Origin of the sequence: Pseudomonas sp. Irchel 3A7 (assembly GCF_900187565.1) — a bacterium.
Classification (GTDB): domain Bacteria; phylum Pseudomonadota; class Gammaproteobacteria; order Pseudomonadales; family Pseudomonadaceae; genus Aquipseudomonas.
Window position 1 is genome coordinate 188,845 of the sequence record NZ_FYED01000004.1, and the last position, 26,153, is coordinate 214,997.

Genomic DNA, 26,153 nt, shown 5'->3' on the forward strand with positions numbered 1-26,153 from the left:
TTGGCCATGCTTTGGGTGAAGGTACTGTTGGGTATAGATCACACTGGACGTGGCAAGGAGGCGCCTTTACCAGCAATTTGTTTCAATATGTGTTTCAGTATTGACACAACTTTTCCGGCGTCAAAAAGCCGCGCTCCGGGCTTTCCAGAGGGGCTTTTTTCGGGGTGAATCGGTGCCTGGAGGGTTAGTCCATCACCGTCTCTGCGCGACTGCCGAAGGTGCGACCTGCAGCGCCGTAGGCGACCCTCGGCACACCCGGCAAGCGCTGCTCCAGCAGCGCGCTCAACGACTCGCCTTGATCCAGATAGGCATCGCCGAAATCGGCGCCGAGCTGGTTGGGATGGGCGACGATCTCCAGCAGGCCGTCACTGGGTGGCGCTGCATTGCGCAAATCCACCGGGGTGCAGACGTAGTCGGCGGTGGCCCCGGCCAGGCTGTTCAGACGATGGTTGAGCAATTCCTTGAAGATGCGCTTGGGCAGGCTCAGGTTTTGCCCCAGATTGCGCGCCAGCCTCACGGGAACGCCCTGGCGGGCGGCGAAGCGCGCGACGATCTCGCCGATGGGCCAGATGTTATGTACGTGTTGATGGGAGTCCAGATGGCTGGGGCGCACGCCGTTATCCACACAGCGTTGCCATTGGGCTTCGAGTTCTTCCTCCACCGCCAGCCGATCCTGGCGACCCAGCCAGAGGCGGGTGCGGGACAGGTTGAGGTCGAACACGCCGGCACTGTCGCAGAAGGTGCGGCGCGTCAGAATGCGCCTGCTTACCGGGTGGCCGTAGGTGAGGTTGAAGTGCAGGCCGATGCGTCCTTCCAATAACGGATGCTGGGCCAGGGCACAGGCCGCTTCAAAGGCCGGCATGTTGGCCATGGCGGTGGCGGAACTGATGATCCCGGCCTGGAATGCCCCCAGGATCACCGCGTTTTCACAGGCACTGAGGCCGAAATCGTCAGCGTTGACTATGACTTGGCGTGGCATGTTTACCCTCCAGGTGTTTGTCGGTGGCTGCAGGCGGCTTGGGCCCGGGGACAGGCGCAGGCGTTGCGGCGGGTGCAGGGGCGCTGGACGCTGTCGCGCGCCGGGCCCGCCATTGCTGCAACAAGGGTTTGATGCGGTACCAGACCCGCAGGGCAAGCCCCAGGGCCAGGCCGCTCGGGCGCCAGGAATAGAAGCTCCAGCGCCAGTGTTCCAGTTGCCCGGTCATGCGTTCATGCAGTTGATGGCTGGAGTTTTCCAGGCTGACCCGCGACGCATCGATCCAGTGCCAGTGGTCCTCCAGGCCCCAGCGAATCCATTCTTCGAGCAGCACCCGACCACTGCCCAGGTCGGCGTGTTGCGGCAGGAACGCCAGGTTGTAATCGTACAGCCGGCCCTGCTCCAGCAAGCCGAGGCGGTAGCTGATGCAACGCCCGTCCAGCTCCAGCACCACCACGCGCACCAGCCCTTGGGCGGCGAGGGCGGTGAAGGCGCGGTCCATCCATTGGCGGTGGCGCTCGTCGGAAAAAATGCCCACGCCTTCATCGCCTTTCCAGCTCACCGCTTCGACTTCGCCGATGACCTTGAGCAACGGGCCCATGGTCGTGGCGTCGGGAATGATGCGCCGCACTTGCGCGCCACAGGCGGCAATGCGTTTGCGTGCCCGGCGCAGTTTGTAGCGCGGGTCGCCGGAGACTTCCTGATGATCGGCGTCGCTGATCAGGTGCACCGGCACCCGACAACTGAGGCGGCGTTCAGCCGTGGAGCTATGGCCCATCCATTCGCTCAGGGCGCTGGCGGCACCTGGCGGTTCACAGAATTCATTGAGTTGCAGTAAAGCATGGGGCAGTCGACGACGGATCTGCGTCAACGCTTTGCCCATGTCCTCGGCGTCCAGGCTGGCGAGCAGCGCGAGGCGGTCGGCGAGGGGATATCCGAGGTGATGCAGGACCCGAAACGGCAGTCCGCCGAAACGTTCGACGGACGCCACCAGGGGCAGGCACAAGACCAGTTGTTGCCCCTGCCAGCCGAGCAGAACGTGCAAGCGTTCGCCGACTCTCAGGGCGTGTTCCGATGCAGACATCCAGGCCAGCGTGTTGAACGGCGTGTGGTCCATCACTTGCAGGCGCAGCACCTCATAGGCTGCTGCGGGAAAATCTGCGGCGCACAGCGACGTCCGCCATTCAAATCGCACTGTCATGGGTTCAGGCTACCTCAGCTTTCACGGTGGGTCGTTCCGGTTTACGCAAGGCATCCAGGCGCGAGCCGGTGTAGCGGGTTTCGCGATAAAAACGCCAGCGGCCAAACAGTTCATACACGTTCATGATTCGCCCCTGTTCCTTGTATCCCGTGCGTATATGCAGTTTCAGGGCCGGGACGTTGTGCCACTCGCACACATCCACCACCTTGTTGCAGCCCTGTGCGTGCATGGCTTTCCACAGTTCCGTTTGCAGGTCCATCGACAGCTTAGTGCCCCAATAGCCCCGGCTCAGTTCACCGCCGAACTCGAAAAACTCGCCGTCCTTCACCGGGAACCAGCAACCGTAGTAGTGACGGTCGTGGTAGTCGCGCGAGGCGCCCCAGATGAACGCTACCGCATCACCGTTTTCGTCCAGGTGCATTTGGCCGGTGTGACCCTCTTTGGCGAGTTCGGTCATGGTCGCCACGCGGTCGCCGAAGTGGCGGGTAAACGCCGCGGTGTTGTGCGGTGTAATGGCGACGACCTGCAACGGCGGGTAAGGCTTGAGTCTGTGCGGTGGCACCGGGCTGACCAGGTCGCGCTCCATCCATATCAGTTCTTCGTGAGAGAACACGAAGTGCTTCCATATTTTTTTCAAGGTGGCCCGCAGGCCTTTTTGTCTGATGTGGTTACTGAGTCTGTGCAAGATACTCATGGTGTTGGCTCCTGACGGGTTGGCCCGAAAGTGGAGTGATCCAGCGCGCGGCTCGGTGCCTGCGCTGCCAAACAGTAGAGCGGCGGTCATGAAGCGCTCCAGGTCAGGGCGAACAGCGTTTGCCCTGGCAGCTCGAAGCTCACGAGACCGTCGTTGCATTTCACAGGTGCGTCGCGGCTGCGGTTGTCCGCGCCGAAATAACGCAGGGATCCATTGGTCAGCGGGCAGCGTGCCCCTTTCAGTTCTACACGCTGCAAGCGCGAACCCTTGTTGACCCCCAGCAAACTGCGTTTGTCCTCCTCGGCCATGGCCAGCACGTCGACTTCAAAGGCGGTGTTTTCCAGGGTCATCACGCTGTGCAGCCAATGCTGCTGGATGAATTGCTGGGCCAGGCCAATGGGTTTGAGTTCGAAGCTGTCGTCGCCGTGGACGCGGATCATGCCCTTGGGGTACTCGGGCTCGTCGGCAGCCTGGAACCAGTTGAGCATCTCCAGCAAACCGTCCTGGGACGAATTGATGACCACCGACGCCCACCACAACGAGGCGAAGTGGGTTTCCTGATCGTACGGGCTGAGGCTGGAACCGCTGGACATGTTGGTCTGGTCCAGCAGCAAGGCCTTGCGTGGCCGGCCGTTGGCGTCCAGCCCCACGAGGTCGGCGGCGCGGCGCACGCTGTCGCGATAGACCCGGGTCGCCAGCAGGTCGCGGACCATCCATTCGTGCCAGGCCAGTGCATCGACCTTGTCGCCGGATTCGGCCAGCAAGCGCCTGGACCAGTCGATGCCGCGCTTGTCGGCGGCGTTGTTGGCGAAGGGGCCATTGACCAGCCGCGAACTGGCGGGCATGGCGATGCGCACGCCGGCCTTGGCGTTGTCAGGGTTACTGCGCACCTGACGGGCCATGCTGTTGAAAATGCTTTGGTAGCTGGCGTAGTCCGGATAATTGAGGTTCGGCTCGTCGGCAAACCCGATGTAATGAGTGCCTTTGCCGCCCAGGGCGCGGGTCGCGGCGAGCCAGGCGTCGAGGCCGGCGTTGCTGGTGGTGTCGGCGCGCAGATCGGCCTGGCGTTGGCTACCGGCCAACAGGGTGAGGTCCTGCTTGATGCCGAAGCGGTCCTGGTACAACTGGCGGAAAAGGTCTTCGTAGTGCGGTTGCTTCGCGGTGATGTCGACGAAACTGTAATAGAGGGCGGCCTGTGGCTTGAGCGCATCGAGCACGGCATAGCTGGAGGGCGGCGGCATCACGTAGGGCAGGGCGATGCCCAGGTTCGGTGTATTGCCGAGGACTTTGTCGTGCAGGGTCAGGCGGGTCTGGCCGTCGTCTTCGCGCAGTGGTTTGAGCTGCTGTGGATTCTGCGCAAACAGGTTGGCTGTGCCGTCGAGCCAGAACGCCACTTTGCCACTGCCTTGCAGGCGCAGGCGCCAGACCTGATCGGCGTTGGCCACTGGCAAGGCCACCTGATCGAACTGCCAATACGCGCGGTACGGCTTGAGCGCCAGTGACAACTGTTTGCCGTCGCCGACACGCTGGGCCTGCAGGGCACCGACACCGCCGTGGAACTTGCCGGCCAGCACCGCGTGCTCACCTGCCGCGACCTTGAAATACAGCTCGTCGCCGTCGCGGGTTTCCGCACTGAAATGCACTTTGGCCGGGGCGAACAACGCCACCGTGCGCTCATCGTGCTCGACCTTGTAGCGACGGAAACTGTAGCCGGGAATCTCCAGCCGATAACTGGCGGCGCCCGGTTCCAACGGCCAACGCTGGCTGCCGCTGGATTCGCTGGCGGCAATCGTGCGTTCGCCCGCAAGCTTGCCTTGGCCATCGAGCAGATACAGGTGTTCTTCGTTGGCATCCGCTTGCCACGCCGGCACCCAGCGCACGGTCAGGGTGTCGGGGCGATCCGCTTGCAGGTACAGGCTGCCGTCGCGGATGTCGGACCAACGCACAGGCGCGGCCCAGGCATCCAGGGACAGGCCCAGGCTCACCGCCAGCGCAAAGTATTTCATGCCGACTTCCGTTGCGCTGACTTAAGTTGCAGAGCTTGCAGCATCGGTACCACGTCGCGGGGCAGGATGATCAGGGTTTGCCAGACCGGCACCTGGCTCAAGCGGCAATACAACACCAGTAACGCAATGGTCACCGCCAGGTAGGCGATGGACGAAGCCGCCGCCGCGCCGACAATGCCGTAGCTGGGGATCAGCAACAGGTTCAGCGCCAGGTTGAGTAGGGCGCCAAGGCCCATCAGCAGGGAAATCGAACCGGGCCGGTTCTTGCCCAGCAGATCCAGGCGCAGGATGCTCGCATAGCACAGCCCCAGCAGCCCCGGCAGCAGCGCCAGCAAGGCTGGATAGGCCGGCTGATAGGCGACCCCGAACAAGGTGACGATCAACCATTCGCCGATCACCGCCATGGTCAGGCAGGCACCGAGCATCACCGTGGCCGTCAGGCGCAGGGCCAGCGGCGTGACTTTTTCGATGCCTGCTTCCTGTTGCAACAGGCGCTTCATCAAGGGCGTGGTCACCGCTTCCGGGACGATCAGCAACAATTCGGCGGCGGCGCTGGCCATGGCGTAATGACCCAGCGCGGTGCTGCCGAGCAGGGCGCCGATGAACAGGTAGTCGGAGCGCAGGATCACTTGCTGGAACAGCAGGTCGGGATGGCTGCGGGCGCTGTAGCGCAGCAGTTCGTTCTGGCTGCTGCGGTCCCATTGCAGGGTCAGCGGTTGATTGCGCTTGAGCCACAGCCAGCCGACCAGCACCACCAGGCTGATACCCGCCAGCCAACTGATCAGCGCGGCTTCGAGGGCGGCGCTTTTCCACATCCAGAACAACGCGAGAAACAACAGCAGCGGCACCAGCGACTCGATCAGGCGCAAGACATTGAACGCCACCACGCCGCCCGAGGCGTTGTGCAACGTCAGCAGCCCGCTCTTGAGCACGGTCAGCGGCACCGCCAGCAACAACAGCCAGGCCAGCAGCCCGAGTTGCGTGGTGATGTCCAGTTCGCTGCCGAACTCACGGGTCAGCGCCACCACCAGCAAGGTCAGCAAACCGGCCAGCAGACAACCGAATACCAGCACCTGACTCAGCAACAGCCCCATGGGCCGTTGCTTGGCCGCCTGATAACCCACCGCTGAATTCAGCCCGCCACTGGTGGCGGCGCTGATCAGGTCGGGCAGGGTGCTGAGCAGGGCGAACAGGCCGCGTTCGCTCGGCCCGAGAATCCGCGCCAGCAACACGTTGCGCAGCAGGCGCAGGGCGATCATCGCCAGTTTGGTGCCCATGCTCAGGGCCAGGTGTTTGAGGTAGCTGCTGCGGCTCATGGGCGGCCCCCGCGGTAAATGCGCCAGGACAGCAGTTCAGGATTGCGCGCGGTGCGCTGGCTGACCCCGAACCGTGGCAAGGCCAGCGGATCGCAGTTGCCGCGATAAATCCCGGTGCCGGTGCCCAGGGCAAACGGGAAGTGATGCTCGGCCACGTGTTGCCGCACCCGCTCATCGTTGTCGCCATTGGGGTAGCAGTACACCGGCAGGGGCCGGTTGCAGCTGTTCAACAGTGCCTGGCGACTGCGGCTCAGTTCTTCATCCAGCCGTTGATCGTCGAGGCCGGTGAGGATCGCATGGCTGGCACCGTGGGGACCGAAGCGCACCAGTCCGGAGGCTTCCAGCGAGCGCACCTGATGCCAGTCCAGTGCTTGTGGCAGCGATTCCTGCGGGCACTCGTCGGTCAGGCGATTGAGGTCGACGGGGGACAAGGTTTTCAGGTTTTGCAAAAAGTGCAGGAGCGCCAGGCTGCGCCGCTGTACATCCGGGTCATCGCACAGCACCGGCAACGGCCGACCCATTTGCTGCAGGCATTCGATCAAATGCAGGCGGGCCTTTTCACCGTGGCTGTTCCACAGGGTTTCGCCGATGCTTTCCCACCAGAAGCGCTGGCGGCTGCCGATGAAGTCGGTGGAGAGAAAGATGCTTGCCGGCACCTGGTATTTTTGCAGCAGCGGGAACGCATGCACCGCGTTATCGCGCCAGCCGTCGTCGAAGGTCAGCGTCACTTTCGGCCGCTCCGAGCGCAGGCTGCCCGGTTGCAGAATCTCCATCAGCGGCACGCAGTCGAAATGCTTTTTCAGCCAGACCAGCAGATGCTCGAAGGCCTTGGGGCCGACGCACAGTTCATTGCGATGGGGCAGGTCGGCGGCGCGGTCATTGGGCAGCACCCGGTGCAGCATCAGGATTACCCCGGCGCCATGCAGTTGCTGACGCCCGACCGAGGAATTGAGGTAGAGCCAGCCGCTGGTGCGTTTTAATAATTGTTTGATCGCCATGGCACGTTCCTCTCATCGATTTTGCTCGGGGTTCCATTGCGCATAACGCTGACCGCGCAGGAACTGCCACAGACCGATGCTCATCCCGGCGAGGGTCACCAGAAGGAATGCGGCGAGGCGAAAGGGTTTGGGCAAGCGGTGTTGCGAATCCAGCAGACCGGCAATGGCCACCGTGTAACCGAGCAACTGGGCGACCAGGCTCAGGCGATAAAAACCGTGGTCGTCCCACAGCCAGAAATTGCTCAGCAGCAGCGGCAGCAACAGGATCGGCGCCAGACGCCGGATCAACTTGTGGCTGATCAACGCGATGGCATACAGACCATGTTTCAGCGGATTGAGCAGTTCGCGGCGCTGGGCCAGGCTTTGCAATCCGCCGACGGTCACACGCTGGCGGCGACGGAATTGCTTGTCGGCTTCATCCACGCCGGTGTCGATCACCCGGGCTTGCGGCACGTAAATGATCCGCTTGAACGCCACCGGCGCACAGGTGCTGATAAAGAAGTCATCGTTGACCTCCGCCGGCACTTCCTGGAACAACTCGCGGCGCAGGGCGAGCAGGGCGCCATCGGCGGACACCATGCAACCGGTGCGGTTTTCCACCTTGCGCAGCCAGCCTTCGTAATGCCGATACAGGCTGTCGCCGATGCTCAGGCCTTTGCCGGTGACGGGGATCAGCATGTGCCCGGCGCAGGCGCCCACCTTGGGATCGGCCAGCGGGGCGAGCAGGTGGCCGAGGGTGTCGGTGGACCATTGGTTGTCGGCATCGGTGAACACCAGAATGTCGCCGGTGCTGAGAGCCGCGCCGGCATTCAGGGTCGCCGCCTTGCCCTGGCGTGGCAGGTCGAGCACGGTGATGCGCGTGTCGATGACCTTTTGCGCGCAGGCCACGGTGTCGTCGGTCGAGCCGTCGCTGGCCAGGATGATCTGCAGCGAGCGCGCCTGATAATCCTGGGCCAGCACGGTGCGCAATTTCTCTTCGATGTGCCGGGCTTCGTTGTGTGCGGCAATCACGATGCTCACGTCCATCGGCGCTGCCGGCCCATGACGCCGTGCCGGGAAAAACGGCGCCAGCAGGGTCAGCAGCAGCGGGTAGCCGAGGTAGGCGTAGACCGGTAACAACAGGCACGACCAGAAAATGAATTCAGCCACGGGCAGGCCTCCTGGCATTCCATTGACACAGACTGAGAAGGAACGCGGCGCCGGCCAGGTGCAGGCGCACCCAATGCAGGCCCCACAGTTGCAGAATCAAACCGAAATCGCGGTGTTTCAGGCTCTGGCGCAGGCTCAACACCAGCGCCGGCAGGCTGGTCAGCAACAACAGCATCAACGCCAGCGGCCACTGGCCGTGGGCGAGGGCGAACATCGCGGCGATGTCCAGCACCCAGGCGGCTATCGACAGCATCGGGAAACGCAACAAGCGCAGGGTCATGCCATGGCTGCGCAGCAGCTGCAGATGACTGCCCTGGCGCCAGAACTCCTTGCCCATCCATTCGCGCCAACTGCCCTCGTATCCCCAGTGCAGGGCGACGCTTTGATTGACCGACAGCAGACGTGCGCCGGCGTCGGCCAGGCGCATGGTGAAATCCTTGTCCTCGCCGGTGCGCAGGTTTTCATTGAAGCCACCGACTTTGTCGAACCAGTGACGGTGCATCAGCAGGTTGGCGCTGGGCAGCCAGCGCACGGACTGCACCGTTTCGGCACTGGGGCGCAACATGCGGCGTTGCCAGGCGTTGGCGTACCACGGGGCCTCGGCCGGGGTGTGCAGGTCCAGCCCCAGAATGTCGACCTCAACCGCGGTCTGGATTTTCAGCAAAAGCGTGATCCAGTCTTCGGGCATCTCGATGTCGGCATCGATGAACGCCAGCCATTCCCCGGTGGCGACGGCCGCTCCGCGATTGCGCAGGGCACCGATCAACAGGCCGGGCATGTCCAGCACCTGTGCACCGAACTGCCGGGCAATCTGCGGGCCTTGATCGTTGGAGCCGTTGTCGACCACGATCAACTCGCATTCGATGCCGGCGGAATCGGCGGCATGCTGCGCTGCGATCAGGGTCCGGGTGATGTGCCGTGCTTCGTTGTACATCGGGATGACGATACTGATGCGACTCATGCCTTGGCCTCCAGCGTTGGACTTTCTTCGGCTTTCAGACGCAGCACGCTGGTCATGGCGAGCATGATCCACACGTACTTTTGATTGGGTGCGCTGAGGAACATCAGGAACAGCGTCAGCGACAGATAACTCATGCCCAGGTGGGTCAACAGGTCGGCCTGTTGCCAATTGCGCCGCTGCATCCAGGCCTGCCGGGCGCGCGTCAGGTTGTACAACCCCAGGGCCAGCATGCCGACGAACAACAGCCCGGCCGGAACCCCCAGTTCACTGAAGATTTCCAGGTAGGTGTTGTGGGCGCGGCGGTACAGGTCGCCGATTTTGCGGTTGGCGGAAAACGCCTTGGCGTAACCGGTGGTGGCGTAGTGCAGCGGGAACGTACCGGGGCCGGTACCCAGCAGCGGGTTTTCGCGGATCATCCCACTGCCGACCACGATGTACGAGGCGCGGCGACCGAGGGATTCGTCCTGGGCCTTGGCACCCGAACTCAAGATGCTCAGGGACTGGATGCGCGCCACATATCCGGGGGGCATCGCAGCAATCGCCAGTGGAATCACGATGGCTATGCCGAGCATGGCGAAGCCCAGATGACGCGGGCGAATGCGCCGTAGGTGCGCGCGGTAATGCCAGACGCCGATCATCAGGCTCAGGAACAATACCACCAGTCCCGAACGCGATTCGGTCTTGGTCATGCCGCCCAGCAGCAGGATGAAGCAACCCAGCCAGAACACGCGATGCAGCCAGTTCGGCCCGCGGATCACCAGCAGCAGCGCCAGCGGCACGGCAAAGGCGATCAGCATGGCAAAGGCGTTTGGGTCCTCCAGCAGGCCGGCGGCGCGACCCTGGTCCTGATACTTGCTGGAGAACATCGCCAGCGCGCAGGTCAGGGTGACGCTCAGCGTCACCAGCCGGGCGAACATGTCCAGGTTCATTTCACGGCCGATGAGCAGGGTGAGCACAAACAGGATCAGGCCGACGCTCAGTTCCCGCAGGTGCCCCATGGACATCGCCATGTTGTCGGTCGTGAGCGTGCTGAGCAGGTACAGCGCCATGAATCCGACCAGGAAGCGCCAAATGTTGCTGCGCAGGCGTTCGGACGGAATCTGGTGCATGGCCAGTTGCAACATCAGGATCAGCGCCAGTGACGCGCCGATCAGTTTGGTGCCGGACAGCGCGTTGTCCTTAAAGAAGCCTTCGAGGGGTATCAGTGCCGCGATACCCAACAGGCCCCAGGCCGGTTTGCGGTACAGCACCGCGATACCGACCACGCCCAACACCGCTCCCGGTGCCAGAAACGGATAAGGAGTGGCCAGCAAAACGAGGCTGACCAAGCCGAGCAGACTGACGATCGAGAGCGGAAAAATCACGCGCGTGCCTCCCGTGCGGTACGGATATAAAGCTGCGACCAGTGTTCGGCCAGGGCCTTGAGGTCGTAGCGATCCAGTTGCGTACGTCTTGCGTTGTCGATCAGCTCGCGCGCCAGCTCCGGGTCACGCAGCAGGGTGCCGATCTGGCGGGCGAGGGCGGCACTGTCGGCGGGGGGCGCCAGCATGCCGTTGTGCCGGTCTTCCAGCACATCGGGAATACCACCGACGCCGAACGCCACCACCGGTACCCCGGCCTGCATGGCTTCAAGCAGAATCATTGGCGTACCTTCGGTGCGCGAGCTGATCACCAACGCGTCGAGTTGCCGCCACCACGGGCGCATGTCGGTCTGATAACCCGGCAGCGAGATGCGCTCCTGCAGCCCTGCTTCATTGATTCGCGCCAACAGATTGTCCCGTTCCGGACCGTCGCCGAGCATCACGGCGTCCAGTTGCGGGTACTGCTGACACAGCGGAATCAATGCATCGAGAAACAGGTCCGGACCCTTTTCACTGCTCAAGCGCCCGACGTAACCGGCCAGCCAGCGTTGCCGTTGCGCAGTGTGCGGTTGCAGATCTTGGGTGGCGGGCAGGCCGTTGGGGATCACTTGCAGTTTCTCCGCCCGCACGCTGGCCTGACGGCACAGCGTGGCGATGCTCTCGGCGACGCACACCACCCGGTTCACCGAACCGGTGCGGCACAGCTGCAGGCTTAGCCAGGTGTAGAACTTCTGCTTGCGGCTGCGCGGGGTGAAACCGTGCTGAGTGATCACCAGCGGCAGGCGCAACAGGGTTGCGCCGACCCAGCCGAACAACAGCCCTTTGAAATTGTGCGTGTTGATCAACGGCCGCTCGGCCCGCCGCTGGCGCAAGTGCGCCAGCAACGCCCCCAGCCCGGTGCAGCCGCGACAGTCCACCCCGGCTTCGCGAAACCGCGCGAGCAGCTCGTAAGGTGCATCGAGAAACAGCACCTGATGCTGCCCCGGCGTCGCCAGGCAGTGGTCGAGCAACATCCGCTCGGCCCCGTAGAACCCGCCGCTGCTGAGCAAATGAATGATCGGCAGCGACCGGCTGTTAGGGGAGGGTAGTGGCGCGTTCAATTGCGCACCCAATGCACGAAGCGGGGTACGCCCCAATTCCTGTGCGGGTTGTTCGGCTCCACGTTCTGATCGTTGATCACCAACAGCACTGGCAAGCCCAGTTCATGGGTGATTTGCGCAGGATGCTTGAAGCGGTGATCGAAGAACTCACGCACGTAGACCAGGGCAATCGCCAGCAACAGACCGGTAAACAGTCCGAACGGAATGATCAGCAGCGGTTTTGGAAAGGCCGCTTCGGTCGGTTCGAACGGCGGGCTCAGGACCCGGGCGTTGGACAGGTCGTTGTCCAGCGAACGGGAAGTGCTGCTTTCGGCAAAACGCTGGGCGTAGGTAGAGAACGCCGCGTGCAGCGCGTCGATCTCGGTGTCCATCTGCCGCAGCTTGCTCTGGGTTTCCTGCAACTGGCGGATGCGGTTCTTGAACTCGGCGATGCGCGCGGTCTTCTGGTCGATCACCGAGCTGACAATCGCCAGGTCATTGGTGCGTTCCTGAATCCGGTTGCTCACCACCTTGAGGAACTGCTGGCGGGTGCGGGCGATTTGCTCGCGGGTCAGCAGCATCGGTTCACTGCTTGGCTGGAAGATCGCCAGGTCATTCATGTAGCGGCTGACCTGAGTGGTCAGCGCCTCACCCATCTGCTTGATCTCGCGATCTTCGAAGGCGACGTTGTCCACGGTGGTGGTGAAGGTGTAGGGGAAGGTGTAGTCGTTGAGCTTGGATTCCTTGGCGGCGGCCAGGCTGGTTTTCAGGTAGTCGAGCCAGCGTTGGCTTTGCAGCAGGCGATCGCGGTACAGGTTGAGCGCTTGCTCCTCGGTGTTGATGGCGTTGAGGCGGAAGGTGATCTCTTCCTTCGGATCGGACGAGCCGACCGCTCCCAGCAACGTCTGCCGGTTGCTTTCCAGGCCATCGAGGCGCACCTGATATTGCATCTTCTTGGTTTCGTAGAAGCTCTGCGGCAGGTCGATCGATTGCAGTGCCTGACGGCTCACCAGGTAGTTCTGCAGCAGCGCCGCAACAAACTTGGTGCCCTGGGCCGGATCAGGGAAGCTGTAGATGATCGAGATCACGTTGGAGCCCGGCAGGGTTTCGATCTTCAGGCTGTCGATGGCTTCCTGGGTCAGGCCGTCGAGCACAGTGTCGCGCACCGGGTCGGTCTCCAGGCCCAACGCGGCTTTCATCGGGTTGATCACGCGTTCGCGCAACGGTGTGGTCACCCAGGTTTTGAACGGCTGGGTCACCAGTTTGTTGAACACTCCGGGCGGCTGGGTGTACTCACCCTTGTCCCGCAACTCGCTGATGGTCTGCCGGATCAACGCCGGCGAGCGCAGGATATTGCTCTCGGTTTCCATGTCGGCCAGCGATGGCGGAATGAATTGAGCGTTTTCCTGATTCAGCGACGTGGTGGCGTCACCCTGTGAGAGTTTTTTCGACTGCACGATCACCTGGGCGGTGATATCGAAGCTCTGTTTGAGCACCAATGGCAAGACCAGGGCGATCACTGCAAAGACCAGGAATACGCGCTTCACCAATTGCTTGTTGGCGAAGAAGATCCTGAAGAACTCGTGCAGGTAGTTTTCCTTTGGATTCATGTCAGGTCACCTGAGAGTTAGTTGTTGTCGCTGTCTTTGTTGTCGACGCGGTAGCCGAAGCTGAAGCCGACACCCTGGAACAGCACGACATCTGCCAGTTGCCGCGCGAGCTCACCGGCGCTGGCCAGTTTGGTCTTGGGCACGTAGAGCATGTCGTTCGGTTGCAGGTAGGCGATCTGCGAGGCATCGCCGGACAGGGCTTGTTCCACGTCGTAGCGGTGGGCCACAACCTGGTTACCGTTGCGGCGCATGATCATCACCGAATCCAGGCGCGCCTTGACGTTGGAACCACGGGCCAGGGTCAGGGCTTCGAGCACCGAGACCGGGCGGCGGATCGGGTAGGAGCCTGGTTGGCCGACTTCGCCCAGGACGTAGATCTCGTTGCCCGAAGTGGACTTGAGCAGCACGTCGACGGTCATCCGTCCCGGCAGTTGCGCGTAGCGTTGGTTGAGGAAGGTTTCCAGTTGATTGACGGTCATGCCTTGCAGCGGCACGGCGCCGATTTCCGGGAAACTGGCATAGCCATCGGTGCCCACGGTGATCTCCCGGCTCATGCCGGTGCCCGGGTGGTTCAGCGCGCTCTTGAGGTTCGACTCGTTGGTCAATGGGCTGATGATCTGCACGGACAGCTGATTGCGATTGGGCTGGAACAGTTGTTTGCGGTTGTAGGCGCGCTGGATTTCCTGGCGTGCTTCTTCCGAGGTCAGTCCGGCGATTTTCACCGAGGTGTTGGCGCCCGGCAGTTCAATCGTGCCGTCCGGCAGCACCAGCTGATTGCCGTTGAGCTGGCTGGCGGCAGTGAAGTTCAGGCCGACCTGGTCACCGGATTGAATGCGGTAGGCATCCGAACCGCTGGTGCTGATGTGAAAGATCACATCCAGCACATCCTGAGGGCGCAAGGTTTGCTCGACCTTGGGCATGTCGGTGGCCTGGGCGTTGGCCGGTGCGGCCGTGAGAATGTTCACCGGCATGTTCTGGGGTTCGGAAGTGCTGGTGCAACCTGCAAGCGGCAGCAACAGCAGGACAAGCATCTTGGCGTTCATTGGCGTCATCCTTTTTGCGGTTGCTTACAGGTTTTTGTACAGCCACTTGGGCATGTAGTACTTGCGCCGGTTGAACACGCTGCCGACCATTTTTGCCCCGGCCTGGGTCAGGCGCTGCACCGCGGCCTGTGCCACTTCCCAGCGGGTGTCTTCGGAGCGTACGACCATGATCACGCCATCTACCTGTGTGCTGATGACCAGCGTGTCGGCGGCCGAATACACGGCGTCGCCGTCAATCACCACGAAGCGATAGCGGCTGCCGAGCTCGTCGAGCAACGCCCCCAGACGATCCGGTGTCAGGTGCTCGTTACCCCGGGCATACCGGCCGTTGGGCAGGATATGAAAGGGCAGGCTCGACACGTCCACCACGCAGTCCTGCAACAGCGGCGGGCTCTGGTGGTTGAACAGCAGGTCGCGGAAACCGCGTTCCTTGGTCAACCCCAGCTGTTGCGTGAGGTTGGTCGAGGATTGGCTGGCGTCCACCAGCAGGACCTGGCCGCTGCTCATTTGCGCCAGTTGACTGGCCAGCACCAGGGCGCTGGTGCTCGTGCCCGCGCCGGGGTTGGCGGCGGTCAGGAACAGGATGCGCAGATCCTGATCGAGCACGGTCGAGGTCAGGTTGGACTCACTGGGGTTGGCGATGCTGAGACTCTTGGTAGTTGAACCGTCCATTAGCTTGCTCCATGGCCGCTGAATACTTTGAAGGGGGTTTTCAACAGGATCTTCAGATCAAGCAGCAGGCTCTGCTCGGCGATATAGCTGAGGTCCAACTCAACGCGCTGGTCGAAGTCGATGTTGCTGCGCCCGGAGATCTGCCAGAGTCCGGTCATGCCGGGGTAGATGCTCAGTCGCGCAAGGTGATTGTCTTTGTAGCGATAGGCGTTGAACGAGGTCGGCCGGGGACCGACCAGACGCATGTCGCCGGCCACTACATTGAACAGGTTCGGCAGCTCATCGAGGCTGGTACGGCGCAGGAAGCCGCCGATGCCAGTGATGCGCGGATCCTTGTCGATCTTGAAGTCGATGGCGTCGGCACCGTGTTTGTTCAGGTGACGCAGCGACTCCTTGAGTTCCTCGGCGTTGGCCACCATGGTGCGGAACTTGTACATGCCGAACATGCGACCGCGGTAGCCGGTGCGTTTCTGCACGAACATCACCGGCCCCGGACTGGTGAGCTTGACCGCCAGCGCCAGGCCCAGCAGCACCGGGGAGATCAGCACCAGGATCACCAGTGCACCGAGGCAGGCGAGTACGCGGTTGGTTCGCGACAGCGTCCACGGCCGACCACCGTCCCGGCCTGTCACCCAGCCGCGACCCTGCATGTGGATCGCTGCATCGAGGCGCATTCGGTGTTCGGGGTCCAGGCGCTTGTCACGGCGCAACAGTTGGATCGGCACACCTTTTTCATGTCCAGTCATTGAGCAGTCCTCCGCTGGAATTCAGCCGCGAGCGGCGCGTAGGGGATAGGCAGTGGGTAGTAGTCGCGGAACCAGGCAATGAAGCGTCCGAGTCCCTCATCCAGCTCGATACGAGGCTGGAAACCGGTGGCGCGGGCCAGGTCGCTGGCATCGGCGCAGGTGTTGAGTACGTCGCCGGGTTGCAGGGGCAGCAACTCGACCTGGGCTTTTTGTCCCAGGTGTTTTTCCAGCAGCGCCAGGTAGTCCTTGAGTTCCACCGGATGCTGGCCGCCGATGTTGTAGATTCGCCACGGCGCCATGCTGCTGGCCGGGTCCGGTTGCTCGCGGTCCCATTCGGCATTGACCTGTGGTGGCTGGTCGATCAGGCGGGCGATGCTCTCGATGATGTCGTCGATGTAGGTGAAGTCGCGTTGGTGCTCGCCGTAGTTGAACAACTTCAGCGGCTTGCCTTCAGTGATCGCCCGGGCGAACTGGATCGGCGACATGTCCGGCCGGCCCCAGGGGCCGTACACCGTGAAAAAGCGCAGGCCGGTGCAGGGAATGCCGAACAGGTGGCTGTAGCTGTGGGCCATCAGCTCGTTGGCTTTCTTGGTCGCGGCGTACAGCGACAGCGGGTGATCGACGCCGTCGCGCACCGAATACGGCGTGTGTTGGTTGGCGCCGTACACCGAGCTGGACGAGGCGTAGATCAGATGCTTGACCGGGTGGTTGCGGCAGCTTTCGAGGATGTTGAGGAACCCGTTCAAATTGCTGTCGAGGTAGGCGCGGGGGTTCTCCAGGGAGTAACGCACCCCGGCCTGCGCCGCGAGGTTAATCACCACCTCGGGTTGTTCACGGGTAAACAGGGTCTCGATGGCCGAGGCATCGGCCAGGTCAATGGTTGCGAGCTGGAAATGGCCGACCTGTTCCTGCACCCAACGCACGCGATCGTGCTTGAGTTGCGGGTCGTAGTAGTCGTTGAAGTTGTCCAGCCCGACCACCTGATGCCCATCGCGCAACAGCCGCAACACGCAATGGGCACCAATGAATCCGGCGGCTCCGGTCACGAGAATCTTCATGGGCGCGGCGCCTCGGGCACGACGTGGCGCAGGCCGATGCCGCTGTAGTGCAGGCCGGCCGCTGCCACATGTTCGGGGTTGTACAGATTGCGACCGTCGATGATCACCCGCGAACGCAGTTTGCTTGCCAGCAGGTCGAAGTCGACCACGCGGAAGTTCTTCCATTCGGTGCAGATCACCAGCGCGTCGGCATCTTCCAGGGTGTCGTCGCGGGTGGCGCACAGGTGCAGGTCCTTGCGGTAGCCGTAGAGGCGCCGGCATTCGGACATGGCTTCCGGGTCATAGGCCTGCACGCTGGCGCCTTCGGCCCACAGCGCATCCATCAGGTAACGGCTGGGCGCTTCGCGCATGTCATCGGTGTTGGGCTTGAAGGCCAGACCCCAGATCGCAATGGATTTGCCGGCCAGCCCTTGGGGGAACTGCGCCTTGAGTTTGCTGAACAGGATTTGGCGCTGGCTGTCATTGACGTCAGTGACACTGCGCAACAGACGCAGCGGCATGCCGTTGTGTTCGGCGGTGTGCAGCAGGGCGCGCAGGTCCTTGGGGAAGCACGAGCCGCCGAAGCCGCAGCCGGGATAGATGAAGTGGTAGCCGATGCGCGGGTCCGAGCCGATGCCTTTGCGCACCGCTTCGATGTCGGCCCCCAGCAGTTCGGTGAGATTGGCCAGTTCGTTCATGAAGCTGATGCGCGTGGCGAGCATCGCGTTGGCGGCGTACTTGGTCAGTTCGGCGCTGCGGTTGTCCATGAACATGAGCTTTTCATGGTTGCGGCAGAAGGGTGCGTACAACTCGCTCATCTGGTTGCGGGCAGTGTCGTCGCCGGTGCCGATGATGATCCGGTCCGGACGCATGCAATCGGCCAGGGCACTGCCTTCCTTGAGAAACTCCGGGTTGGACACCACCCGTACCTGCAGCGAACCCTTGTCCCGGCGCTGCAGTTCTTGCAAGGCGGTCGCCGCGACCTGGTCCGCGGTGCCGACCGGCACGGTGGACTTGATGATCAGGGTGCGATCGGCCTCCATGAAACTGGCGATCTGCCGAGCTACATTGAGCACATGGCTGAGGTCGGCGGAGCCATCTTCATCGGCGGGCGTACCGACGGCAATGAAGATCAACTCGGCATGTTCGACCGCGTCGCTGGCCTGGGTGGAGAAGAGCAACCGGCCGGCCTTGATGTTTTCTTCCAGCGTACCGGAGAGTCCCGGTTCACTAATTGGTGGAACTGCTTGTTGCAACTGTTTGATCTTGTTCGGATCGATGTCGACACATAAGACGCGATGTCCAACATCCGCCAGTGCCGCTGCTTGTATCAGGCCAACGTAGCCCGTACCAAATACGCTCACGTCCATATTGGCGTGCCTCGTAAGTCGGTGGAAAGATCAGAAATGAGACTGTCAAAAGGGGTATAGCCCAGCCTTGGAAAACCATGTCAGCAAACTGACATGTTAAAGCGCTAAGACACCCCCAGTTTTGGGGGGCCATTTGCCATCAAACGCTCGGCCCTGCTGGCTTAGCCGGTTTTTTTAGCGATCGCGAAGATTTTCAACAAAGCGATAAACGGTCGTAAGGCTTGAAATACAAGGGCTGTAGGCTGTTGAGTGTGTCAGAAATGAGACGATTATTTTTTGACGCTTTCAGCTGATTTTTTGACGTTTCTTGCGCTTTGATGGCTCGATGCTAGTGTCAAAAAATGGCCGACGACCTTCTGGCCATAGTGATGAATAACCGGCGCCAAAATAATGATTCGATACTTCAAAGAAATTCTGATTGCTGTCTATTTGCTCACCCATTACGACTATTACTTTGGTCGTATCAGTGCAATCGGATTAAGTTTCCCACTTGTGTTGTTTGTCGGCATGTTCGTCGTGTTGACAGTTGCCTTATTCATGACGGCCTACATTCGCCAGACGCTGATTCGTCATCTGTTCGCCTTGGCGATGTTTGGCTCGGCGGTGTTCTTTGATGTTTATTCGCGGGTTACCGCCGATTACCTGACTTACAGCAGTTTTGTCTCGCTGGTGTATTCCGGTGGCTTCATTGAAGAGGCGCTGTACCAGTACCGTGGGGCGATCATCAGCGGCGTGCTCGGTGGTTTGTTGCTGTTGTTCGGCATTGGCCTCAAGCCGCGCCGGCGTATGCCCGTGCCGGGGGCATTGTTGGTGGCGGCACCGCTGCTGGGCGTGCTGTTGCTCAGTGCCGTGTTGTTCGTGCGCGCCGGGGAGGGCGCGCGGGGCCTGCCTGTGATGTACACGCCGCTGGCCTACCTGAACCTGTTCGCCTATGAATCCCTGCACAACACCGTCGGCCCCCGCGAACCGGTGAGTCTGGCGCGCGTCGATCAACCGGTGGGTCACGATATTGTGCTGGTCATCGACGAGAGCATTTCCGGCAACTACCTGGACATCAATGCGCCGTTCGGTGTGCACAGCAACCTCAAGGAGCCGCGTCCGGGCGTCGACATCTTCAACTATGGCTACGCCGCCTCGATCGCCAATTGCAGCGTCGACACCAACGTCACCCTGCGCTATGGCGGCACCCGCGCCGACTACGTACGGATCAACAGCACACTGCCGTCGATCTGGCAGTACGCGAAAAAGGCCGGCCTGAGCACGGTCTACATCGATGCTCAGCGCACCGGCGGCAATCTGCAGAACCTGATGAGTGCGGCAGAGAAAAAGGACATTGATGAGTTCGTGCAGTTCGACCAGACCAGCGTGCGCGACCGTGACATGGCGACGGCGGCGAAGTTGATCGAACTGCTCAATGACGGCAAGCCGCAACTGGTGCTGGTCAACAAGGTCGGGGCGCATTTTCCGGTGCACGACAAGTACCCGGACGCGTTCATGGCTTATCGTCCGACTTTGCCCCGGGGGAAGTTCGTCGAAGTGGCGGACACGGGCGAGCGAGACGGTTTCAATGGTAAGCCGGACGATTGGGTGCTGTACCGCAACGCCTACAAGAACACGCTGTTGTGGAACGTCGGGGAGTTTTTTTCACGGGTATTTGCCCAGGCGAATTTGAACAACGCCGTGCTGATCTACACCTCGGATCATGGACAGGATCTGCATGAACGGGGCAATCCCGGATTGAACACCCATTGCGGTGGCGACCCGGTGGAAGAGGAAGGGTTGGTGCCGCTGGTGGTGATTCAGGGCAGTGGATTGAAAACCCTCGATTGGCAGGCTGCACTTGCCGGCAACAAGGACCGCTCCAGTCACTACAACATCTTCCCGACCTTGCTGCAGGTGATGGGTTACGACCTGGCAGGGGTGGAGGCGGTGTACGGCAAACCGCTGAGCGTGCCGACGGCGGATGAGTTCACGTTCAACTATCGGTTCAATGCGCGACTGGGGGCCAAGCCGGAGTGGAAGTACATCGACTTGAACAACATCGTGACGCCGTCGCAGGCGCCGGCGAGCGTGGCGGTGGGGCAGTGATATTTTAGTTGCCAGTTCCGACCCCTTCGCGAGCAAGGCTCGCTCCCACATGTGAAATGCATTCCACTGTGGGAGCGAACCTGCTCGCGAAGAACGATGACGCGGTGCTGCCGCCGTCCGCTATCCTAGGCTCACTGCTTTCAACGAGCCTCCCCCCATGCTCGAAGTCCGGGACGTCTTCAAAAGCTACGCAACGCCACAAGGCCCATTGCCGGTGCTGCAAGGCGTCAACCTGAGCCTCAAACCCGGCAGCAGCCTGGCGCTGATGGGTGAGTCGGGCAGTGGCAAGAGCACCTTGCTGCACCTGATCGCCGGGCTGGACAAGGTCGATCGCGGCAGCATCCGCAGCGGCGAACAACGGCTGGAACGGATGAACGAAGGACAACTGGCGAACTGGCGACGCACGGAAATCGGCCTGGTGTTCCAGCAGTTCAACCTGATCGGCAGCTTGCGGGTGGAGGACAACCTGGCGTTTCAGGCGCGGCTTGCCGGGCGACATGATCCGCGCTGGCAGGCGCATCTGGTGCAACGCCTGGGGTTGGGTGATCTGCTGCGGCGTTATCCCGAACAACTCTCCGGTGGCCAGCAGCAGCGGGTGGCGCTGGGCCGGGCGTTGGCCTCGCAACCGAAGCTGCTGCTGGCCGACGAGCCCACCGGCAGCCTGGATGAGGCCACCAGCGACGAGGTGCTGAAGCTGTTGCTGGAACTGCTCGATGACAGCCCCACGACCCTGTTGATGGTCACCCACAGCCCCAGCGTCGCGGCACGGCTGGCGGAAAAAGTGGTGCTGCACGGTGGTCGCCTGGCCGGTGTGGACGGGCGCTGAGGTGCGCATTTTTCGCGAAACCCTGCGCGCACTGCTCAGTCACTGGCGCCAGCATCCGGTGCAGTTTTTCAGCGTGCTGACCGGGCTGTGGCTGGCCACCAGCCTGTTGACCGGCGTGCAGGCGCTGAACACTCAGGCGCGGGACAGCTATGCCCGGGCCAGTCAACTGATCGGCGGCGAACCCCAGGCCAGCCTCAGTTCCCCCACTTCCGCGACCTTCCCGCAGCAATGGTTTGTCGACTTGCGCCGTGCCGGTTGGCCGGTGTCGCCGGTATTGCAGGGGCGGTTGACGCTCAAGGGCCATGAGGATCAGCGTCTGCAACTGATGGGCATCGAACCGGTGTCGCTGCCGGCGGGTGGCGTCGTGGCCGGGCAGGCGTTGACCATCGAGCAGGTCGTCGAGTTTTTCACGCCACCCGGCAGCACCTGGATTTCGCCGCAGACCCTTCAAGCGTTGGGGCTGAAGGAGGGCGATCGTCCTTTGGCGGTGAATGGTCAGGCGTTGCCGCCGTTGCACATTCAGGCAGACATGGCGCCGGGGGTGTTGTTGGTGGACATCGGTTTTGCCCAGCGGGTGCTGGGCTTGCCGGATCAGTTGTCGCGCCTGCTGTTGCCCAAGGATTTCAGCGCGACCCTGCCCGATTCGTTCAAGGGCCAACTGCAATTCAAGAGCAGTGGTGAAGAAAACAATCTGGTGCGCCTGACCGAAAGCTTTCATCTGAACCTGGATGCCTTGGGGTTTCTGTCCTTCGTGGTCGGCCTGTTCATTGTGCATGCCGCCATCGGGCTGGCACTGGAACAGCGTCGCGGTTTGCTGCGAACATTGCGCGCCTGTGGCGTCAGTGCGCGGATGTTGATCGCCAGCCTGGCGGTTGAACTGGGTGTGCTGGCCTTGCTCGGGGGCATGGCCGGTGTGGTCAGTGGTTACCTGCTGGCCGGCATGCTGCTGCCCGATGTCGCCGCCAGCCTGCGCGGCTTGTATGGCGCCGAAGTGGCGGGGCGCTTGAGCCTGAGCCCGTGGTGGTGGTTCAGCGGCATCGGCCTGAGCCTGCTCGGCGCGTTGCTCGCCGGCGCCAACAGTCTATGGCGGGCAGCGCGTTTGCCGCTGCTGGCCCTGGCCGATCCGCAGGCCTGGCATCAGGCCCACGCGCGCTGGTTGCGCCGTCAGGGCTGGGTGGCGGCGCTGACCTTGGCGATCGCCTTGCTGGCGTTGCTGTGCGGTGACAGCCTGGCCAGCGGCTTCGTGCTGTTGGCCGCGCTGTTGCTGGGCGCCGCACTGGCATTACCGGTGGTGCTCAATGCCGTACTCAACGGGCTGATCGGTCGCAGTCGGTCCGTGCTCGGTCAGTGGTTCGTCGCCGATTGCCGCCAGCAACTGCCGGCCTTGAGCCTGGCGCTGATGGCGCTGCTGTTGGCACTGGCGGCCAACATCGGTGCCGGCAGCATGACCGGCGGTTTCCGCCAGACCTTCAGCAATTGGCTCGAACAACGGCTGACCGCCGAGCTGTACCTCAATCCGCAAAATCCGGCCCAGGCACTGGAGCTGCACACCTGGCTCAAACAGCAGCCGCCACTCACGGCGGTGTTGCCCAACTGGCAGGTGTCGATCCAGCTGCAAGGTTGGCCCACGGATATTTTTGGCGTCATCGATCACCCGACCTATCGCCAGCACTGGCCGTTGCTCGAAGCCTTGGGCGACTCACCCTGGGAGCGCCTGGCCACGGACGATGCAATGATGCTCAGCGAACAACTGGCCCGGCGTTTGAACGTGCGGCTGGGGGATCACCTGACGATTGCCACGCCCAATGGCCCCTGGTCGCCACGCATCGTCGGGATCTATGCCGACTATGGCAACCCGAAGGGTCATGTGCTGGTCAACGTCAATCACTTGCTGCGCGGCTGGCCGCAACTGACGCCCAATCGCTTCAACCTGCGCATCGAGCCGGCGTCGATTCCGGCGTTCGTGAAGGCTTTGCAAGATCGCTTCGCTCTGGAGGACAGCCGCATTGTCGATCAGGCCCGGCTCAAGGGCTGGTCGACACAGGTGTTCGAACGCACCTTTGCCGCCACCGCCGCCCTCAACAGCCTGACCCTCTGCGTGGCCGGCGTGGCGCTGTTCATCAGTCTGCTGACCCAAAGCCAGAGCCGCCTCGGGCAACTGGCGCCGTTGTGGGCGCTGGGCGTGACGCGTCGGCAACTGATGTTGCTCAACCTCGGCCAGACCTGGTTGCTGGCGGTGTTGACGCTGGTGCTGGCGTTGCCGCTGGGCATCGCGTTGGCCTGGTGCCTGGACACGGTGATCAATGTCCAGGCCTTCGGCTGGCGTTTGCCGTTGCGGGTATTCCCGCTGCAATTGCTGCAATTGATGGGGCTGGCGCTGCTGGCGACCTTGCTGGCTTCGGCGTGGCCGTTGTACTCCTTGTATCGCACCCGGCCGGCGGACCTGCTGAGGACGTTTGCCCATGAGGATTAATTCGTTCATGTTGGTGGCGCTGCTATTGGCGGGCTGCGATCACCCGGCGCCGGCGGAAAAAGGCTTTGCGGGGATGGGCAATCAAGCGGCGGCGTTTACGCCGGTCGTGCCCGGTCGAGTGTTCAGCTTCCCGGCGGATCACGGTCCCCACGATGGATTTCGCATCGAATGGTGGTACGTCACCGCCAACCTGAAGGACGGGCAGGGTAACGAGTTCGGTGCGCAATGGACGCTGTTTCGCAGCGCCTTGAAAGCCACACCCGAAGTGGCAGGCTGGGAAAACCAGACGATCTGGCTCGGTCATGCGGCCGTGACCTCGGCGACGGTGCATCATGCTGCCGAACGCTATGCCCGCGGCGGCGTCGGCCTGGCCGGTGTCAGCCTGGCGCCGTTCAATGCGTGGATCGACGATTGGCGTTTCAACAGCCAATCGAGCGATGGCGACCCGCTGGCCGACCTGCAACTGAGTGCCCGCGACAAGGCTTTCAGCTATCAACTGCGGCTGACATCGAGCCGGCCGCTGGTGTTGCAAGGGGACAAAGGCTTCAGCCAGAAATCCGAAGAGGGCCAGGCGTCGTATTACTACAGCCAGCCGTTTTTCCAGGCCAGCGGCACGCTGCAGATCGACGGCAAGACGTTTCAGGTCAACGGTCCCGCCTGGCTTGACCGCGAATGGAGCAGTCAGCCTTTGACCGCCAACCAGACCGGTTGGGACTGGCTTTCCCTGCATCTGGACAGTGGCGAACAGGTGATGCTCTATCGCATGCGGCAAAAGGACGGTGAACCTTACCTCACCGGCACGTGGATCGATGCCCAAGGCCAGACGCAGTTGTTGCACGGCCCCGACATTCGGCTCATCCCTCAAGACACCGCCCGCGTGGCCGGGCGCCCGATGCCTGTACGCTGGTCGATCCAGATTCCCGACAAACACCTGGACATCGTCATCAGCGCCCTCAACCCCAACGCCTGGATGGACCTGCGCATTCCCTACTGGGAAGGCCCTGTGCGCTTGAGCGGCAGCCATGGCGGGCAGGGGTATCTGGAAATGACCGGTTATTGAGTCGGAACTCTCGCCTGCGCACCAGCCTCCTAAATCTAGAAGCCCTCTGACCGGAGCCTGCCATGCGCGAAGACCTCACACCCCCCGACCTTGATGCGTGGCAGCGCCTGTTCGAAGACGAGGCCTACTGGCAACAGTCCCCCGACGCTCATTTTCAGCAGCTATTGAACCTGGCCGACGACCTGCTGGGGCAGGGCGCCATTGACCTTGAACAATGGCAGGAGCTGAGGGCGAGGGCGGAGCAATCCCACAAACGCTCGCCGGCCATCAACGTGGCCAGGGAAGTCGACGATCCCGAAGCCTGAGGAACATAGCCATGAAACCCACGCCAGATACGCAACACCCCGACGAACCACGGCCACCCGGAGAGGTTGAGCGTGACAATGATGCCTTGCGTTCTACTGACCCGACCCGGCGCAAGGAAAGCGGCAAGGGTACGGCCAGCGGCGAATCGACCGCACAAGAAACCGCGAAGCATTCCTGATCCGCGTCTATGCTCATTGGCACGCTCGGCATCGCAGCCTGCTTCGGTGCCGTTTGTCGCCATTGATCACAGGGAATGTTCTGCCTATGAAACGTCATGCACTGGCCAAAGCCATCACCCTCGCCACCTTATTGTCTGCCGCCAGCCTCGGCGCCGTTGCCGCGGATATTCCGCTGTCCGCCGTCGTGGAAGCCGATAAAGTCAGCACCAAAGTCGTCTCGGTCGATGTTGCCAACCGTCAAGTCGTCCTCGAAGGGCCGGAAGGCCGTCAGGTGCACGTGCAACTGACCGAGAAGGCGAAAAACCTCGACAACCTGAAAGTCGGCGACCAGGTCGACGTCGAGGTCACCCGCGCCGTGGCGGCTTATCTCGACACCGATGTCGACAAGGGCCTGCCAGGCACCATTGAGCGCACCGGCGAAGTTCGTGCAGCTCCCGGCAGCGCCAACCCTGGCGGCGAAGCGTATCGCCAGGTGCAGGTGCAGCTGAAAATCACCCATATCGATCTGAAGAAAAATCAGGTGACCCTCGAGAACCCGGCCGGGCAGAGCAAAACCCTTGATATCGAACGGCCGGAAGTTCAAGCCAAGTTGAAGGATCTGAAAGTTGGGCAAAGCGTTAACGTTGTCTACACCGACATACTGACAGTGACGAGTAAGCGCGGAAGTTGAGTGTCAGCTCTATTTTTTGATTATTCCTGTACAACTTCTTGTATAGGAATAATCACTTTTATGGACGAACTGGTGAGTTTTAAGTATCGATCTGAATAATATTTGAATCGACATTTGATAAAATCTGTATCTGTAAATTTCATGTTTGCAGGCGCGGACATATTCATCCATATCAATTAAAATACGCGCCGTTCGCCCAGTGTCACGGCTCTTTACCAGTGCATGGATTGCCGAGGCCATTGCACTGGGCGAACACCTTCTATCCCTTAGGCTTCCTGCCGCGACGCGCAAAACACGCTATTTATTGAACTTGGTTTGGTGCAAATTCGGCG

The 26,153-nt window shown here is 61.9% G+C and carries 23 protein-coding genes; 7 read left to right on the forward strand and 16 right to left on the reverse strand.

Features of this window, described 5'->3' with window-relative positions:
* Nucleotides 1–184: 184 nt before the first annotated feature.
* From CKW21_RS08070 to CKW21_RS08145, 16 genes are all read right to left on the reverse strand, one after another.
* Nucleotides 185–979, reverse strand: a complete 795-nt coding sequence (locus CKW21_RS08070; protein WP_095193450.1) for a ChbG/HpnK family deacetylase — start codon at nucleotides 977–979, stop codon at nucleotides 185–187.
* A complete protein-coding gene (locus tag CKW21_RS08075) occupies nucleotides 951–2,177 on the reverse strand; it encodes a GNAT family N-acetyltransferase (RefSeq protein ID WP_095193451.1) in 1,227 nt (408 codons plus the stop codon). Before CKW21_RS08075 ends, CKW21_RS08070 begins: the two co-directional genes overlap by 29 nt.
* Before the next feature lie 4 nt (nucleotides 2,178–2,181).
* On the reverse strand, nucleotides 2,182–2,871 hold the full coding sequence (locus CKW21_RS08080; RefSeq protein WP_095193452.1) for an N-acetyltransferase: 690 nt from the start codon (nucleotides 2,869–2,871) through the stop codon (nucleotides 2,182–2,184).
* A gap of 86 nt (nucleotides 2,872–2,957) precedes the next feature.
* The gene (locus CKW21_RS08085) at nucleotides 2,958–4,877 is read right to left on the reverse strand and encodes a hypothetical protein (RefSeq protein ID WP_095193453.1); all 1,920 of its coding nucleotides are present in this window, start codon (nucleotides 4,875–4,877) and stop codon (nucleotides 2,958–2,960) included.
* Entirely contained in the window at nucleotides 4,874–6,193 is a 1,320-nt protein-coding gene (locus CKW21_RS08090; protein WP_095193454.1) for a lipopolysaccharide biosynthesis protein, read from the reverse strand. The genes CKW21_RS08085 and CKW21_RS08090 overlap by 4 nt, the downstream gene beginning before the upstream one ends.
* The gene (locus CKW21_RS08095) at nucleotides 6,190–7,191 is read right to left on the reverse strand and encodes a polysaccharide deacetylase family protein (protein ID WP_095193455.1); all 1,002 of its coding nucleotides are present in this window, start codon (nucleotides 7,189–7,191) and stop codon (nucleotides 6,190–6,192) included. Before CKW21_RS08095 ends, CKW21_RS08090 begins: the two co-directional genes overlap by 4 nt.
* A gap of 12 nt (nucleotides 7,192–7,203) precedes the next feature.
* Entirely contained in the window at nucleotides 7,204–8,340 is a 1,137-nt protein-coding gene (locus CKW21_RS08100; protein ID WP_095193456.1) for a glycosyltransferase, read from the reverse strand.
* The gene (locus CKW21_RS08105) at nucleotides 8,333–9,301 is read right to left on the reverse strand and encodes a glycosyltransferase (protein WP_095193457.1); all 969 of its coding nucleotides are present in this window, start codon (nucleotides 9,299–9,301) and stop codon (nucleotides 8,333–8,335) included. Before CKW21_RS08105 ends, CKW21_RS08100 begins: the two co-directional genes overlap by 8 nt.
* A complete protein-coding gene (locus tag CKW21_RS08110; RefSeq protein WP_095193458.1) occupies nucleotides 9,298–10,665 on the reverse strand; it encodes an O-antigen ligase in 1,368 nt (455 codons plus the stop codon). Before CKW21_RS08110 ends, CKW21_RS08105 begins: the two co-directional genes overlap by 4 nt.
* Nucleotides 10,662–11,774, reverse strand: a complete 1,113-nt coding sequence (locus CKW21_RS08115; RefSeq protein ID WP_371917513.1) for a glycosyltransferase family 4 protein — start codon at nucleotides 11,772–11,774, stop codon at nucleotides 10,662–10,664. Before CKW21_RS08115 ends, CKW21_RS08110 begins: the two co-directional genes overlap by 4 nt.
* Nucleotides 11,759–13,351, reverse strand: a complete 1,593-nt coding sequence (locus CKW21_RS08120; protein WP_095193459.1) for a Wzz/FepE/Etk N-terminal domain-containing protein — start codon at nucleotides 13,349–13,351, stop codon at nucleotides 11,759–11,761. The genes CKW21_RS08115 and CKW21_RS08120 overlap by 16 nt, the downstream gene beginning before the upstream one ends.
* A 17-nt stretch (nucleotides 13,352–13,368) precedes the next feature.
* A complete protein-coding gene (locus CKW21_RS08125; RefSeq protein WP_095193460.1) occupies nucleotides 13,369–14,394 on the reverse strand; it encodes a polysaccharide biosynthesis/export family protein in 1,026 nt (341 codons plus the stop codon).
* Between the two features lie 24 nt (nucleotides 14,395–14,418).
* A complete protein-coding gene (locus tag CKW21_RS08130) occupies nucleotides 14,419–15,066 on the reverse strand; it encodes a CpsD/CapB family tyrosine-protein kinase (RefSeq protein WP_095193461.1) in 648 nt (215 codons plus the stop codon).
* Nucleotides 15,066–15,812: a sugar transferase gene (locus CKW21_RS08135; protein WP_095193462.1), complete on the reverse strand. Its 747-nt coding sequence runs from the start codon at nucleotides 15,810–15,812 to the stop codon at nucleotides 15,066–15,068. Before CKW21_RS08135 ends, CKW21_RS08130 begins: the two co-directional genes overlap by 1 nt.
* Nucleotides 15,809–16,870, reverse strand: coding sequence for an NAD-dependent epimerase (locus CKW21_RS08140; RefSeq protein ID WP_095193463.1), 1,062 nt, complete (start codon nucleotides 16,868–16,870; stop codon nucleotides 15,809–15,811). Before CKW21_RS08140 ends, CKW21_RS08135 begins: the two co-directional genes overlap by 4 nt.
* On the reverse strand, nucleotides 16,867–18,219 hold the full coding sequence (locus CKW21_RS08145; RefSeq protein ID WP_095193464.1) for a UDP-glucose/GDP-mannose dehydrogenase family protein: 1,353 nt from the start codon (nucleotides 18,217–18,219) through the stop codon (nucleotides 16,867–16,869). The genes CKW21_RS08140 and CKW21_RS08145 overlap by 4 nt, the downstream gene beginning before the upstream one ends.
* Before the next feature lie 390 nt (nucleotides 18,220–18,609).
* On the opposite strand from CKW21_RS08145, the gene CKW21_RS08150 reads away from it, so the two are divergent.
* From CKW21_RS08150 to CKW21_RS08175, 7 genes are all read left to right on the forward strand, one after another.
* Nucleotides 18,610–20,307 (forward strand): sulfatase-like hydrolase/transferase, encoded by a 1,698-nt coding sequence (locus tag CKW21_RS08150; protein ID WP_095193465.1) that lies wholly within the window; start codon nucleotides 18,610–18,612, stop codon nucleotides 20,305–20,307.
* Between the two features lie 157 nt (nucleotides 20,308–20,464).
* Nucleotides 20,465–21,133, forward strand: a complete 669-nt coding sequence (locus CKW21_RS08155; protein WP_095193466.1) for an ABC transporter ATP-binding protein — start codon at nucleotides 20,465–20,467, stop codon at nucleotides 21,131–21,133.
* Nucleotide 21,134: 1 nt separating this feature from the next.
* Complete coding sequence (locus tag CKW21_RS08160) at nucleotides 21,135–23,606, forward strand: FtsX-like permease family protein (protein ID WP_095193696.1); 2,472 nt, start codon at nucleotides 21,135–21,137, stop codon at nucleotides 23,604–23,606.
* A complete protein-coding gene (locus CKW21_RS08165) occupies nucleotides 23,596–24,666 on the forward strand; it encodes a lipocalin-like domain-containing protein (protein ID WP_095193467.1) in 1,071 nt (356 codons plus the stop codon). Before CKW21_RS08160 ends, CKW21_RS08165 begins: the two co-directional genes overlap by 11 nt.
* Before the next feature lie 62 nt (nucleotides 24,667–24,728).
* Nucleotides 24,729–24,971 (forward strand): hypothetical protein, encoded by a 243-nt coding sequence (locus CKW21_RS08170; RefSeq protein ID WP_095193468.1) that lies wholly within the window; start codon nucleotides 24,729–24,731, stop codon nucleotides 24,969–24,971.
* 11 nt (nucleotides 24,972–24,982) lie between these two features.
* Entirely contained in the window at nucleotides 24,983–25,150 is a 168-nt protein-coding gene (locus tag CKW21_RS31475; protein ID WP_170948646.1) for a hypothetical protein, read from the forward strand.
* Between the two features lie 86 nt (nucleotides 25,151–25,236).
* Nucleotides 25,237–25,821, forward strand: coding sequence for a hypothetical protein (locus CKW21_RS08175; RefSeq protein ID WP_095193469.1), 585 nt, complete (start codon nucleotides 25,237–25,239; stop codon nucleotides 25,819–25,821).
* Nucleotides 25,822–26,153: the final 332 nt, after the last annotated feature.

Bases quoted from the DNA above. Each gene is read 5' to 3' on its own strand.
- CKW21_RS08070 (WP_095193450.1), bottom strand. From the start codon at position 979: ATGCCACGCCAAGTCATAGTCAACGCTGACGATTTCGGCCTCAGTGCC.
- CKW21_RS08075 (WP_095193451.1), bottom strand. From the start codon at position 2,177: ATGACAGTGCGATTTGAATGGCGGACGTCGCTGTGCGCCGCAGATTTT.
- CKW21_RS08080 (WP_095193452.1), bottom strand. From the start codon at position 2,871: ATGAGTATCTTGCACAGACTCAGTAACCACATCAGACAAAAAGGCCTG.
- CKW21_RS08085 (WP_095193453.1), bottom strand. From the start codon at position 4,877: ATGAAATACTTTGCGCTGGCGGTGAGCCTGGGCCTGTCCCTGGATGCC.
- CKW21_RS08090 (WP_095193454.1), bottom strand. From the start codon at position 6,193: ATGAGCCGCAGCAGCTACCTCAAACACCTGGCCCTGAGCATGGGCACC.
- CKW21_RS08095 (WP_095193455.1), bottom strand. From the start codon at position 7,191: ATGGCGATCAAACAATTATTAAAACGCACCAGCGGCTGGCTCTACCTC.
- CKW21_RS08105 (WP_095193457.1), bottom strand. From the start codon at position 9,301: ATGAGTCGCATCAGTATCGTCATCCCGATGTACAACGAAGCACGGCAC.
- CKW21_RS08120 (WP_095193459.1), bottom strand. From the start codon at position 13,351: ATGAATCCAAAGGAAAACTACCTGCACGAGTTCTTCAGGATCTTCTTC.
- CKW21_RS08125 (WP_095193460.1), bottom strand. From the start codon at position 14,394: ATGAACGCCAAGATGCTTGTCCTGCTGTTGCTGCCGCTTGCAGGTTGC.
- CKW21_RS08130 (WP_095193461.1), bottom strand. From the start codon at position 15,066: ATGGACGGTTCAACTACCAAGAGTCTCAGCATCGCCAACCCCAGTGAG.
- CKW21_RS08135 (WP_095193462.1), bottom strand. From the start codon at position 15,812: ATGACTGGACATGAAAAAGGTGTGCCGATCCAACTGTTGCGCCGTGAC.
- CKW21_RS08140 (WP_095193463.1), bottom strand. From the start codon at position 16,870: ATGAAGATTCTCGTGACCGGAGCCGCCGGATTCATTGGTGCCCATTGC.
- CKW21_RS08145 (WP_095193464.1), bottom strand. From the start codon at position 18,219: ATGGACGTGAGCGTATTTGGTACGGGCTACGTTGGCCTGATACAAGCA.
- CKW21_RS08150 (WP_095193465.1), top strand. From the start codon at position 18,610: ATGATTCGATACTTCAAAGAAATTCTGATTGCTGTCTATTTGCTCACC.
- CKW21_RS08155 (WP_095193466.1), top strand. From the start codon at position 20,465: ATGCTCGAAGTCCGGGACGTCTTCAAAAGCTACGCAACGCCACAAGGC.
- CKW21_RS08165 (WP_095193467.1), top strand. From the start codon at position 23,596: ATGAGGATTAATTCGTTCATGTTGGTGGCGCTGCTATTGGCGGGCTGC.
- CKW21_RS08170 (WP_095193468.1), top strand. From the start codon at position 24,729: ATGCGCGAAGACCTCACACCCCCCGACCTTGATGCGTGGCAGCGCCTG.
- CKW21_RS31475 (WP_170948646.1), top strand. From the start codon at position 24,983: ATGAAACCCACGCCAGATACGCAACACCCCGACGAACCACGGCCACCC.
- CKW21_RS08175 (WP_095193469.1), top strand. From the start codon at position 25,237: ATGAAACGTCATGCACTGGCCAAAGCCATCACCCTCGCCACCTTATTG.